The sequence below is a fragment of the Streptococcus sp. D2 genome, assembly GCF_006385825.1.
Taxonomy (GTDB): domain Bacteria; phylum Bacillota; class Bacilli; order Lactobacillales; family Streptococcaceae; genus Streptococcus; species Streptococcus shenyangsis.
This window is the reverse complement of record NZ_VFSI01000006.1, coordinates 104,337-117,277: the sequence shown is the minus strand read 5'-3', so window position 1 is coordinate 117,277 and position 12,941 is coordinate 104,337. Positions and strand designations below refer to the sequence as shown.

General features: G+C 42.1%; 16 protein-coding genes. All 16 read left to right on the top strand.

Going from position 1 to position 12,941, the window contains the following annotated elements; genetic code table 11:
• On the top strand, nucleotides 1-426 hold a 426-nt coding region (locus FJR73_RS10380; protein WP_258190674.1), incomplete at its 5' end, for an LPXTG cell wall anchor domain-containing protein.
• A 175-nt stretch (nucleotides 427-601) separates the two neighbouring features.
• Nucleotides 602-1,732, top strand: coding sequence for a radical SAM family heme chaperone HemW (hemW, locus tag FJR73_RS05195; protein WP_140833728.1), 1,131 nt, complete (start codon nucleotides 602-604; stop codon nucleotides 1,730-1,732).
• Nucleotides 1,733-1,736: 4 nt separating this feature from the next.
• Nucleotides 1,737-2,474 (top strand): acyl-[acyl-carrier-protein] thioesterase, encoded by a 738-nt coding sequence (locus tag FJR73_RS05190; RefSeq protein WP_140833727.1) that lies wholly within the window; start codon nucleotides 1,737-1,739, stop codon nucleotides 2,472-2,474.
• Nucleotides 2,475-2,484: 10 nt separating this feature from the next.
• The gene (locus FJR73_RS05185; RefSeq protein ID WP_140833725.1) at nucleotides 2,485-3,258 is read left to right on the top strand and encodes a TIGR01457 family HAD-type hydrolase; all 774 of its coding nucleotides are present in this window, start codon (nucleotides 2,485-2,487) and stop codon (nucleotides 3,256-3,258) included.
• Nucleotides 3,248-3,865 (top strand): TIGR01906 family membrane protein, encoded by a 618-nt coding sequence (locus FJR73_RS05180; protein ID WP_140833724.1) that lies wholly within the window; start codon nucleotides 3,248-3,250, stop codon nucleotides 3,863-3,865. Before FJR73_RS05185 ends, FJR73_RS05180 begins: the two co-directional genes overlap by 11 nt.
• A 207-nt stretch (nucleotides 3,866-4,072) precedes the next feature.
• Nucleotides 4,073-4,474, top strand: a complete 402-nt coding sequence (locus FJR73_RS05175) for a Spx/MgsR family RNA polymerase-binding regulatory protein (RefSeq protein ID WP_000631259.1) — start codon at nucleotides 4,073-4,075, stop codon at nucleotides 4,472-4,474.
• Nucleotides 4,474-4,752 (top strand): UPF0223 family protein, encoded by a 279-nt coding sequence (locus FJR73_RS05170; protein WP_001041979.1) that lies wholly within the window; start codon nucleotides 4,474-4,476, stop codon nucleotides 4,750-4,752. The genes FJR73_RS05175 and FJR73_RS05170 overlap by 1 nt, the downstream gene beginning before the upstream one ends.
• On the top strand, nucleotides 4,742-5,515 hold the full coding sequence (locus tag FJR73_RS05165; RefSeq protein ID WP_140833723.1) for an inositol monophosphatase family protein: 774 nt from the start codon (nucleotides 4,742-4,744) through the stop codon (nucleotides 5,513-5,515). The genes FJR73_RS05170 and FJR73_RS05165 overlap by 11 nt, the downstream gene beginning before the upstream one ends.
• Nucleotides 5,516-6,820: an RsmF rRNA methyltransferase first C-terminal domain-containing protein gene (locus tag FJR73_RS05160; protein ID WP_140833722.1), complete on the top strand. Its 1,305-nt coding sequence runs from the start codon at nucleotides 5,516-5,518 to the stop codon at nucleotides 6,818-6,820.
• A 221-nt stretch (nucleotides 6,821-7,041) separates the two neighbouring features.
• Complete coding sequence (locus tag FJR73_RS05155) at nucleotides 7,042-7,920, top strand: phosphate ABC transporter substrate-binding protein PstS family protein (protein WP_000746329.1); 879 nt, start codon at nucleotides 7,042-7,044, stop codon at nucleotides 7,918-7,920.
• The gene (gene pstC / locus FJR73_RS05150) at nucleotides 7,920-8,837 is read left to right on the top strand and encodes a phosphate ABC transporter permease subunit PstC (protein ID WP_001070903.1); all 918 of its coding nucleotides are present in this window, start codon (nucleotides 7,920-7,922) and stop codon (nucleotides 8,835-8,837) included. The genes FJR73_RS05155 and pstC overlap by 1 nt, the downstream gene beginning before the upstream one ends.
• On the top strand, nucleotides 8,827-9,711 hold the full coding sequence (pstA, locus tag FJR73_RS05145; protein ID WP_000543046.1) for a phosphate ABC transporter permease PstA: 885 nt from the start codon (nucleotides 8,827-8,829) through the stop codon (nucleotides 9,709-9,711). The genes pstC and pstA overlap by 11 nt, the downstream gene beginning before the upstream one ends.
• A gap of 10 nt (nucleotides 9,712-9,721) precedes the next feature.
• A complete protein-coding gene (pstB, locus tag FJR73_RS05140; protein WP_000049845.1) occupies nucleotides 9,722-10,525 on the top strand; it encodes a phosphate ABC transporter ATP-binding protein PstB in 804 nt (267 codons plus the stop codon).
• A 12-nt stretch (nucleotides 10,526-10,537) separates the two neighbouring features.
• A complete protein-coding gene (pstB, locus tag FJR73_RS05135; RefSeq protein WP_000133481.1) occupies nucleotides 10,538-11,296 on the top strand; it encodes a phosphate ABC transporter ATP-binding protein PstB in 759 nt (252 codons plus the stop codon).
• Between the two features lie 11 nt (nucleotides 11,297-11,307).
• The gene (phoU, locus tag FJR73_RS05130; protein WP_000946458.1) at nucleotides 11,308-11,961 is read left to right on the top strand and encodes a phosphate signaling complex protein PhoU; all 654 of its coding nucleotides are present in this window, start codon (nucleotides 11,308-11,310) and stop codon (nucleotides 11,959-11,961) included.
• Between the two features lie 156 nt (nucleotides 11,962-12,117).
• A complete protein-coding gene (locus tag FJR73_RS05125; RefSeq protein WP_140833721.1) occupies nucleotides 12,118-12,933 on the top strand; it encodes an ABC transporter substrate-binding protein in 816 nt (271 codons plus the stop codon).
• Nucleotides 12,934-12,941 lie beyond the last annotated feature (8 nt).

Here is a 12,941-nt window from a genome sequence, read left to right as displayed (position 1 = left end):
ATCGGTGAAGACGGTAAAGGTAAAGTACCAAACAGTGAATTACCAGAAGGTAAGGTTCCAGGTACAGCTAAGATTACAGAACCAGGTCAACCAACAGTTGAAGTTCCTGATGTAACAACACCAGGTAAAGTCACACCATCAACACCAACAGATACAAATCCAGTTGCACCAGTGACACCTGATATGCCAGTCAAACCTGATACTAATGGAAATTCTGGTCAAGATAAACCAGCACCAGCTACTCCAACTCCAAATGCAGATCAGGTAGATACTAAGACTACTGTTGATAATGGAGCTAAGTCAAATGATTCTCAAAATGTATTGCCAAATACAGGAACAGAATCAAATGCTGCTCTTGCATCTCTAGGACTTCTTGGACTATTGAGTGGATTTGGACTTGTAGCTCGCAAGAAAAAAGAAGACTAAAAATTTAGTCAGATGAACATTCATTCTTTTGTGTTTTAACAACGAACTAGATTGATTCTGATAGTTGTGTTATCCATAAAATACAAAGAATGATTAGATAAAGAAAGCGAACAATGCTAGGATTTTGTTAAACGGAATTCTAAGTATTGTTCGCTTTTTGTGGTATAATAAGACTATGCAGAAAAAACCAACATCAGCCTATGTGCACATCCCATTTTGTACCCAGATTTGTTATTATTGTGACTTTTCAAAGGTTTTCATCAAAAATCAGCCGGTAGATAGCTATTTGGAGCATCTGTTAGAAGAGTTTCAATCTTATGATATTCAAAGGTTGAGAACCCTCTATATCGGTGGTGGTACACCGACAGCCCTGTCAGCGTCACAACTAGAGGTGTTATTGAAGGGATTGACTGAAAACTTGGACTTGTCTGTCTTGGAGGAGTTGACCATTGAAGCCAATCCAGGCGACTTGGATGCGGATAAGATTGCTGTTTTGAAGAACTCGGCTGTCAATCGTGTTTCACTAGGTGTGCAAACTTTTGATAACAAAATGTTGAAAAAGATTGGGCGCAGTCATTTAGAGAAAGATATTTATGAAAATATCGACCGTCTGAAACTGGCTGGTTTTGACAATATCTCTATCGATTTGATTTATGCGCTACCTGGCCAGACCATGGAGCAAGTCAAGGAAAATGTGGCTAAGGCCATTGGGCTGGATATTCCCCATATGAGTTTGTATAGTTTGATTTTAGAAAACCATACGGTCTTTATGAACCGGATGCGACGTGGGAAATTGCCTCTGCCTAAGGAGGAACTAGAAGCGGAAATGTTTGAGTACATCATCGCAGAGCTGGAGCGAGCAGGTTTTGAGCATTATGAGATTTCCAATTTCTCCAAAATCGGTTTTGAAAGTCGTCACAATCTCATGTACTGGGACAATGCTGAATACTATGGCATTGGTGCTGGAGCATCTGGTTATGTCAATGGTGTTCGCTATAAAAACCATGGTCCCATTCGTCATTATCTGAGTGCAGTTGAGGAAGGCAACGCACGTATTACAGAAGAGCACCTGAGTCAAAAAGAGCAAATGGAAGAAGAAATGTTCTTGGGACTTCGCAAGAAATCAGGGGTTTCCATGGCGCGATTTGAGGAAAAATTTGGCCGGTCTTTTGATGAACTATATGGCGAAATCGTCAGAGACTTGGTTCAAAAAGGTCTCATGCAAATAGAGGGTGACCGAGTGCGCATGACAAAGAGAGGTCTCTTTTTGGGAGACACCGTAGCAGAACGATTTATTTTGGAGTAGGATCATGGGCTTAACTTATCAAATGAAAATGAAAATTCCTTTTGATATGGCTGATATGAACGGTCATATTAAACTTCCAGATGTGGTTTTGCTATCACTACAAGTTTCAGGGATGCAGTCTATTGAACTAGGAGTCGGTGATAAGACTATTTTAGAAAACTATAATTTAGTCTGGATCATCGCAGGATATGATATTGAGGTGATTCGTTTACCTCGTTTTGGGGAAGAAATTACCATCGAAACAGAAGTTTTGAGCTACAATCGACTTTTTTGCTACCGTCGCTTTACCATTTATGATGAAGCGGGGCAGGAGCTCATCCACATGATGACTACCTTTGTTCTCATGGACCGAGACAGTCGAAAAGTCCATGCTGTTGAACCTGAGATTGTGGCTCCTTACCAATCTGAGTTTTCCAAAAAATTGCTTCGAGGACCTAAATATCAAAGCTTGGAAAATCCAATTAGCAAGGATTACCATGTCCGTTTTTACGATTTGGATATGAATGGTCATGTTAATAACAGTAAATACCTGGACTGGATTTTTGAGGTCATGGGAGCAGATTTTTTGACCCAATATATTCCCAAGAAAATCAATCTCAAGTATGTCAAGGAAGTTCGACCAGGTGGGGTGATTACATCGGCTGTTGAGCGGAGTGGACTCGAAAGCAAGCATGAGATTACAAGCGACGGTGTTACCAATGCACAGACTATTATTACTTGGCAAGAATTAGAAAAGGATTAGGGAGAAATAGATGAAATATAAAGGCTATTTAATTGATCTAGATGGAACTATTTATAAGGGGAAAGATAGAATTCCAGCAGGAGAGGCTTTTGTTCATGAATTGCAAAAGCGGGACATTCCCTATCTCTTTGTGACTAACAATACAACCCGCACTCCAGAGAGTGTTCAAGAGATGTTGGCTCAGAATTTTAATATTGATACGCCCCTATCGACTGTCTATACAGCGACTTTGGCCACCATCGACTACATGAATGACTTGGGACTGGAAAAGACGGTCTATGTCATCGGAGAAGCAGGGCTCAAGGAAGCCATCAAGGCGGCTGGTTATGTGGAAGACAAGGAAAATCCTGCCTATGTGGTAGTAGGCCTGGACTGGCAAGTAGACTATGAAAAATTTGCCACAGCAACTCTTGCGATTCAAAAGGGCGCCCACTTTATCGGAACCAATCCTGACCTCAATATCCCGACAGAACGGGGTCTTTTGCCAGGTGCTGGTTCACTGATTACGCTTCTTGAAGTAGCAACACGAGTGAATCCTGTTTATATCGGGAAACCAAATGCTATTATTATGGACAAGGCGGTTGAGCACTTAGGTTTGGAACGCGAAGAATTAATCATGGTTGGGGACAATTACCTGACTGATATTCGAGCAGGAATTGACAATGGCATTCCAACGCTCTTGGTGACGACAGGTTTTACCAAGGAAGAAGAAGTAGCAGACCTGCCAATCGCACCGACTCATGTGGTTTCTAGCCTTGCGGAGTGGGATTTTGATGAAAACTAAACTGACTTTTTGGGGCTCTATGCTCTTTCTCCTCTCCCTGTCAATCCTTCTGACTATTTATCTGACTTGGGTCTTCTATCCTATGGAGATTCAGTGGCTGCACCTAACGAATCGGGTTTATCTAAAACCAGAAACCATTCAGTACAACTTTCAGATCTTGATGAATTACCTGACCAATCCTTTTAGTCAGATCCTAGAGATGCCAGATTTTCGTTCGTCAGCAGCTGGGCTACACCATTTTGCGGTGGTCAAAAACCTCTTTCACTTGGCTCAGCTAGTAGCCTTAGTGACACTGCCAAGTTTCTATTTCTTTGTCAAAGGAATTGTGAAAAAGGGATTCTTGTCTCTCTATCGTAAAAATTTTCTGGCTTTAGTAGTCTTACCTTTGCTGATTGGGCTTGGGGGAGTTTTGATTGGGTTTGACCAATTCTTTACTCTTTTCCATCAACTTCTCTTTGTGGGAGATGATACCTGGCTTTTTGACCCAGCTAAGGATCCAGTGATTCTGATTTTGCCAGAGACCTTCTTCCTTCATGCCTTCCTCCTCTTTTTCGCCCTCTATGAAAGCTTCTTTGGTTTTCTGTACCTGAAAAGTCGTAGGAAGTAAAACGAAAGACGTTTTTAATTTGTATATATAAAATTGTATATCATTTGAAACCATCGTTAAGAGTGAATTAACCAAATCCAATTGTGTCAATCGTTTGCGAACAGTCTATTTTTCTTGAAAAATAGGCTTTTTTTAAAAAATCGCTAGTCAAGCGCTTTATTTTTGTGTATAATAGAAATAGCAAAGTATAGATAAGAAGAGAAAAGCATGATTACACTATTTCTATCACCGAGCTGTACATCATGTCGTAAGGCTAAGGCCTGGTTAGAAAAACATAAGGTTCCCTTTGTGGAACACAATATTATGACCAGTCCTTTAACAAGAAAAGAATTGCAACATATCCTTTCCTTGACCGAAAATGGTACTGATGACATCATTTCAACTCGTTCAAAAATTTTTCAAAAATTGAATATTGATGTAGAGAGTATTTCGGTATCGGAATTGCTTCATTTGATTGAGCAGTACCCTAGTCTTTTACGTCGTCCAATTATTATTGATGCCAAACGCATGCAAATCGGTTTTAATGAAGATGAGATTCGTGCTTTTCTCCCTCGTAGTTACCGTAAGCAAGAACTAAAAGAAGCAAGAATGAGAGCTGGTATTAGTTAATGAACAAACAGTATAGTTACCCACTAGATTTGTCGTGGAGCACTGAAGAACTTGCTTCAGTGCTTTCTTTTTTTAATGATGTTGAAGCTGCCTATGAAGGCAAGGTAGAAGCTAAAAAGTTACTGGACTCCTATAAGGGATTCAAGTCTGTCGTGCCAAGCAAGAGTGAAGAAAAACGTTTGGGACGAGAATTTGAAACAGTTAGTGGCTATTCGCTTTACCGAGCAGTTCAGGCTGCCAAGGAAAAAGGGGAAGGAAAGATTTCTCTTGGAAAGTAAATTTGAATTTGCTAAAGAGCTTGTTAAGAAAGCAGGTCAGTACATCCTTGACCATATGCAGGAAGACTTGTGTGTTGAAACCAAGTCCTCTCCAACGGATTTGGTGACCAGACTGGACAAGGAAGTTCAGGAACTTTTGGTTAGTGAGATTTTGTCCCGTTATCCTAAGGATAAGATTTGTGCTGAAGAAGGTTGTCTGAGAGCCTCGGTTCAAGAGGGCAAGGTTTGGGTCATTGATCCCATTGATGGTACCAATAACTTTGTCGCCCAGCAGGAAGATTTTGCTGTTATGATGGCTTATTTTGAAAATGGTCAGGGACAGTTTGGCCTGATTTATGATGTGGTCAAAGGGGATTGTTATCACGGTGGTGGAGCCTTTCCTGTTTATCTAAATGATAAGCCCCTAGCTCCCTTTCAAGCAAAACCACTTGGAGATTTTCTCATTGCAGGAAATAGTGGTATGTTGGAAACCAATGAATGGGGACTGGCTGATTTGAGTCGAGCGGTTCTCGGTGTTCGTGTCTATGGGAGTGCGGCCATTAGTTTTGCCAAGATTTTGTCAGGACGTTTATTGACCTATGTCACTTATCTGCAACCATGGGATTATGCCGCAGCTAGTATTTTAGGGGAAAATCTGGGCTATCGGGTGGTGACCCTTTCTGGTGAAGCTCCTGATTTTCAAACCAGACAGCCGGTCATGATGGTGCCTCTTGAGATGCAGGAGGAAATTCAGTCCTATATTTACGAAAGGAAAAGAACTTAAATGCAATTTCCAGAAGGATTTGTTGAAAAATATGAAGAGATACTAGGAGATGAGGCAAGAGATTTTCTTGCCTCTTTTGAGGAGGAAGCGGTTTCGGCCTTTCGGGTCAATCCTTTAAAAGAAGCCCAAGCTTCATTTTCTGATCCTATTCCTCAAACCCCTTGGGGACACTATGGGAAGGTTTCAGGAAAATCTCCTGAGCATGCTACTGGTTTGGTTTATTCGCAAGAACCTGCTGCTCAGATGGTTGCTCAGGTAGCCCAGCCCAGTCCTAGTATGAAGATCTTGGATTTGGCCGCTGCACCGGGTGGCAAATCCACTCAACTAGCAGCCTATCTAGCAGGGGAGGGTCTCCTGGTTTCCAATGAAATTTCAAGCAAACGGGCTAAGATTTTAGTAGAAAACATGGAGCGCTTTGGAGCGACAAATGTCGTGGTGACCAATGAATCTGCCGACCGCTTGGCCAAGGTTTTTAAAGGCTATTTTGACCTGATTGTCCTTGATGCCCCTTGCTCTGGTGAAGGGATGTTTCGTAAGCAACCAGATGCTATGGACTATTGGAGCTTAGATTATCCAAGTCAATGTGCTAGTTTGCAAAGAGAAATTCTAGTAGATGCAGTGACCATGCTTGCAGAAGGTGGTCGTTTGGTTTATTCAACCTGTACTTGGGCACCCGAGGAAAACGAAGAGATCGTCAATTGGCTACTGGAAGAGTATGATTTTGACTTGCTACCAGTTGAGCATATCAATGGAATGGTAGCTGGTATTGATCTGCCAGAAACAGCTCGGATGTACCCTCATCATTTTAAGGGAGAGGGGCAGTTTGTCGCTCATTTACAATTTAAAGGTGACAATCCAGCACCTAAATTTAAGGCAAGTAAGAGCAATCTCAGCCGTGAGCAAGTTGCCTTGTGGCAGGAATTTGCACAAAACCATTTGAAGGTTAATCTACCGGGTATTTTGCAGACATTTGGAGATCAGCTTTATATCTTACCAGAACTTTTGCCAGATTTAGGGAAACTCAAGATTGCTCGCAATGGACTGCATCTGGGTACTTTTAAGAAGAAACGCTTTGAGCCTAGTTTTGCTCTTGGTCTAGCCTTGAAACCGAGTCAGGTCAAACAGTCGGTTGAAATTGACCAAGAAGGGTTTGTAAAGTATGTGGCTGGAGAAACCGTTCAGCTGGCGGAAAGTCTGCCAAATGGTTGGTATCAAGTTTTGGTTCAAGGCAATGGTTTGGGCTTTGCTAAGGTGACTGGAAATGTTTTGAAAAATTATTTTCCAAAAGGCCTCAGATTCAAGTGAAAATGCTAGTCAAAGTAGCTTGTCTATGTTATAGTGGAAGTATGGATTTTTTTCAAATTGTCTTTCATTTTAAGTCAAAATTAGTGGAGAAGGCAACTGAGCAAATTTCTAGTAAAACCAAGCTAGCAACGTCAGTTGGCTCCCAATTTTAAAAAAGAAAAACATAAATAAATAGTTGAAAAAATTCACAGCATTCACCATTATTTTCAAGGAGAAAAACAGTGAAAAAAAGGAAAAAACTCGCTCTATCCCTTGCGGCTCTTTTGCTAGCAGGTTCTTTGGCGGGATGTGCTAGCTGGATTGATCGTGGGGAATCCATGACAGCTGTTGGCTCAACGGCTCTTCAGCCCTTGGTCGAAGCAGCAGCAGATGAATTTGGTTCTATGCACGTTGGAAAAACAGTCAACGTTCAAGGTGGAGGATCTGGTACAGGTCTGTCTCAGGTTCAGTCTGGAGCCGTTGATGTAGGAAATTCAGACGTATTTGCCGAGGAAAAAGACGGTATCAACGCATCCGCTCTAGTGGACCATAAGGTAGCCGTAGCAGGCTTGGCAGTAATTGTGAACAAGGAAGTTGACGTTGAAAATCTGACAACAGAACAACTCCGTAGCATCTTCACAGGTCAAGTAACCAACTGGAAAGAAGTCGGTGGGAAAGACCTAGCCATTTCCATTATCAACCGTGCGGCAAGTTCTGGTTCGCGTGCAACCTTTGATAGTGTTATCATGGATGGTCAATCTGCTGTGCAGAGTCAAGAACAGGATTCAAATGGGATGGTCAAAAACATTGTTTCCCAGACACCAGGAGCCATTTCTTACCTAGCCTTTGCCTATGTGGATGACTCGGTGAAACGCATGAAGTTGAATGGCTATGAGCCGATTGCAGAAAATGTTACGACCAATAACTGGCCTTTGTGGTCTTATGAGCACATGTACACCCTAGGTCAACCAAACGAATTGGTGGCAGAATTCCTCAACTTTGTCTTATCAGATGAAGCGCAAAGTGGAATCGTTAAGGGAATGGGCTATATTTCTGTTAAGGAAATGAAGGTTGAAAAAGATGCTGTGGGAACGGTGACAGCACTAGAAGGGAGTCAATAATGAATCAAGAAGAATTAGCTAAAAAATTACTTTCTCCCTCAAAGAACTCTCGTTTAGAGAAACTAGGAAAAGGTTTGACCTTTGCCTGTCTGTCTTTGATTGTCATTATTGTGGCTATGATTTTGATTTTCGTAGCCCAAAAAGGCTTGTCGACCTTCTTTGTCAATGGAGTTAATATCTTTGATTTCCTATTTGGTCAAACATGGAATCCTTCAGGTAAACAATTTGGTGCCCTTCCAATGATTTTGGGTTCCTTTATTGTCACAATCCTGTCAGCCCTTATCGCAACTCCTTTTGCCATTGGAGCAGCTGTCTTTATGACAGAGGTCTCACCAAAAGGTGCTAGAATCTTGCAACCAGCCATTGAATTGCTTGTCGGGATTCCTTCAGTTGTGTATGGATTTATTGGTTTGCAGGTCGTAGTTCCTTTTGTCCGTAGTGTCTTTGGTGGAACTGGTTTTGGGATTTTGTCAGGGATTTTCGTTCTCTTTGTCATGATTTTACCGACGGTAACCTTTATGACAACCGATAGTTTGCGTGCGGTGCCTCGTCACTACCGTGAAGCTAGTTTGGCTATGGGGGCAACTCGCTGGCAAACCATCTGGCGCGTGACCTTGAAGGCAGCGCGTTCAGGTATTTTTACAGCAGTGGTCTTTGGGATGGCGCGTGCCTTTGGTGAGGCTTTGGCTATTCAGATGGTGGTCGGAAACTCAGCCGTTGTCCCAACTTCACTAACAACACCTGCTGCGACCTTGACCTCTGTCTTGACCATGGGTATCGGAAATACCGTCATGGGTACAGTTGATAATAACGTACTTTGGTCCTTGGCCTTAGTCTTGCTCTTGATGAGTTTGGCCTTCAATAGTGTGATTAAATTGATTACGAAAGAAAGAGGAAAGAAAAACTATGCACGCTAAGAAATTAGATAAAATTGCAACAGCTGTCCTCTACTCAATTGCAGGAATTATCGTTGCCATCTTGGCATCCTTGATTCTTTATATCTTGGTTCGTGGTTTGCCCCACATCTCTTGGTCTTTCTTGACTGGCAAATCCTCTTCTTACCAAGCAGGTGGAGGGATTGGAATTCAGCTCTATAATTCCTTCTTCCTTCTGGTCATTACCTTGATTATTTCTGTGCCCTTGTCTATGGGAGCTGGGATTTTCCTAGCTGAATATGCCAAAAAAGGTCCTGTGACCAACTTTGTCAGAACCTGTATTGAAATCTTGTCTTCTCTACCATCAGTGGTTGTAGGTCTCTTTGGTTACTTGATCTTTGTAGTTCAGTTTGAGTACGGATTTTCAATCATCTCAGGTGCCTTGGCCTTGACAGTCTTTAACCTGCCTCAGATGACTCGTAATGTTGAGGACAGCTTGAAACACGTTCACCATACGCAACGTGAGGCTGGTTTGGCCCTTGGGATTTCTCGCTGGGAGACTGTGGTCCATGTGGTTATTCCAGAAGCCCTTCCAGGGATTGTAACTGGGGTTGTCTTGGCCTCTGGTCGTATCTTTGGTGAGGCGGCAGCTCTCATCTATACAGCAGGGCAATCCGCTCCAGCCCTTGACTGGTCTAACTGGAATATTCTTAGTGTGACCAGCCCAATCTCTATCTTCCGTCAAGCAGAAACCTTGGCTGTCCACATCTGGAAAGTCAATAGCGAAGGAACCATTCCAGATGGAACCATCGTATCAGCAGGTTCTGCAGCCGTGCTCCTCATCTTTATCCTCATCTTTAACTTTGGAGCCCGCAAACTCGGAAGCTACCTACATAAGAAATTAACCGCTGCCTAAAGGAGAAGCCATGTCAAAATATAATTGGGATGAAAAGCATATCATCACCTTTCCTGAAGAGAAAGTGGCCCTCTCTACTAAGGATTTACATGTTTACTACGGTAAAAAAGAATCCATCAAGGGCATCGATATGCAATTTGAAAAAAATAAAATTACAGCCTTAATTGGCCCATCTGGATCAGGGAAATCAACCTACCTCCGCAGTCTCAACCGTATGAATGATACCATTGATATTGCTAAGGTCACAGGTCAAATCCTCTATCAAGGGATTGATGTCAACCGTCCAGAAATTAACGTCTATGAGATGCGTAAGCACATCGGAATGGTCTTCCAACGACCAAATCCCTTTGCCAAGTCTATCTACCGCAACATCACTTTTGCCCATGAACGTGCAGGGGTTAAGGACAAGCAAGTCTTGGATAAAATTGTGGAAACCTCTCTTCGTCAAGCTGCCCTTTGGGACCAGGTCAAAGACGATTTGCACAAGTCAGCCTTGACCCTATCAGGTGGTCAGCAGCAACGTCTCTGTATCGCTCGTGCTATCTCTGTTAAACCAGATATCCTCTTGATGGATGAACCAGCGTCAGCCTTGGATCCGATTGCAACAGCCCAGCTGGAAGAAACTATGTTGGAATTGAAGAAGGACTTTACCATCATCATCGTGACTCACAGTATGCAGCAGGCTGCGCGTGCTAGTGACTACACAGGATTTTTCTACTTGGGTGACTTGATCGAGTACGATAAGACCTCTAATATTTTCCAAAATGCCAAACTACAGTCAACCAATGACTACGTAACAGGACACTTTGGATAGAAAGGAAACAGTATGACAGAAGCGATTTTACAGGTGTCAGACCTGTCCGTTTACTACAATCAAAAAAAGGCCTTGAATAGTGTTTCCCTATCTTTCCAACCTAAGGAAATTACAGCCTTGATTGGTCCATCTGGATCAGGGAAGTCAACCCTTCTCAAAGCAATCAACCGCATGGGGGACCTCAATCCTGAGGTGACCACAACTGGTTCGGTGGTTTACAACGGCCACAACATCTACAGTCCGCGTACAGATACAGTTGAATTGCGAAAGGAAATCGGTATGGTTTTCCAACAACCGAACCCTTTCCCTATGTCTATCTACGAAAATGTTGTTTATGGGCTTCGTATCAATGGAGTGAAGGACAAGCACGTTCTGGATGAAGCGGTAGAAAAAGCCTTGCAACGAGCTTCTATCTGGGATGAGGTCAAGGATCGCCTGCATGATTCGGCTATCGGGCTTTCAGGTGGACAACAGCAACGTGTCTGTGTTGCCCGTGTCTTGGCAACCAGTCCTAAAATCATTCTCTTGGATGAGCCGACTTCAGCCTTGGACCCTATCTCGGCTGGTAAGATTGAGGAAACCTTGTATGGTCTAAAAGATAAATATACCATGCTCTTGGTTACGCGTTCTATGCAACAAGCTTCTCGTATTTCTGACAAGACAGGATTTTTCCTAGATGGAGATTTGATTGAGTTTAACGATACTAAGAAGATGTTCCTCAACCCACAACATAAGGAAACAGAAGATTATATTTCAGGAAAATTTGGATAAGGAGATAAATGATGTTACGTTCTCAATTTGAGGAAGATTTAGAGAAATTGCACAACCAGTTCTACGCCATGGGACAAGAAGTGCTCTCACAAATCAATCGTACAGTGCGTGCCTTTGTTACGCATGACCGTGATTTGGCCAAGGAAGTCATCGAAGACGATGCAGAAGTAAACGAATACGAAGTGAAATTGGAGAAGAAATCATTTGAAATGATTGCCCTTCAACAACCCGTTTCTCAAGACTTGCGTACAGTTCTAACAGTCTTAAAAGCGGTATCTGACTTGGAACGTATGGGAGACCATGCTGTTTCCATTGCAAAAGCAGCAATTCGTATGAAGGGAGAACAACGTATTCCAGCTGTTGAAGAAGAAATCAAGAGGATGGGTCGCGATGTTAAGAATTTCGTCGAAGCAGCCCTTGAACTCTATCTGAATGGTTCAGTGGACCAGGCCTATGAAGTAGCAGCAATGGACGAAAAAATCAACCATTATTTTGATAGCATTCGTGATTTGGCTACAGAAGAAATCAAGAAAAATCCAGATGCTATCGTTACAGGTCGTGATTACTTCCAAGTGATTGCTTTCTTGGAACGTATTGGAGACTATGCCAAAAATATCTGTGAATGGGTTGTTTACTTTGAAACAGGTAAGATTGTCGAACTATAAAATAGTTTCATTCTGTATAAAAAGGAGCTTGAAATTAACTGATAGCTCCTTTTTTGAATGAAAAAAATATTTTTAAGATAAAAATTCAAAAAATACTTGACAAACATCTTGAGTAGCGTTATAATTATACAAAATTAACAGAGAGGTTGTTTATTTATGAAATTAAAAAAATGGATATTTGTTTTATGTAGCTTTCTTGCAAGTTTCTTCTTAGTGGCTTGCCAGTCAAGTTCGAATGGTTCTCAGTCAGCTCTTGAGGCCATTAAGCAAAAGGGGAAATTAGTTGTGGCGACCAGTCCTGACTATGCACCCTTTGAATTCCAAGCCTTGGTTGACGGGAAAAATCAGGTAGTCGGTGCGGATATTGATATGGCCCAAGCTATCGCTGATGAACTTGGGGTTAAGTTGGAAATTTCAAGTATGAGTTTTGACAATGTCTTGACCAGTCTTCAAACTGGGAAGGCAGATCTAGCAGTTGCGGGAATTAGCGCTACTGACGAGAGAAAAGAAGTCTTTGATTTTTCAATCCCTTACTATGAAAACAAGATTAGTTTCTTGGTTCGGAAGGCTGATGTAGAAAAATACAAGGATTTAACTAGCCTGGAAAGTGCTAATATTGCAGCCCAAAAAGGGACTGTTCCAGAAGCAATGGTCAAGGAACAATTGCCAAAAGCTCAATTGACTTCCCTAACCAATATGGGTGAAGCTGTCAATGAATTGCAGGCTGGAAAAGTAGATGCTGTTCACATGGATGAGCCTGTTGCCCTTAGCTATGCTGCTAAAAATGCAGATTTAGCTGTCGCAACTGTCAGCTTGAAGATGAAGGACGGCGAAGCCAATGCAGTTGCCCTTAGAAAAAATAGTGCTGATTTGAAAGAAGTGGTGGATAAGGTCATCCAAAAACTCAAGGATGAAGGAACTTACCAAAGCTATCTTGAAAAAGCAGCAAGCCTAACAGAAGTTGAACAATAAGAAAAAAA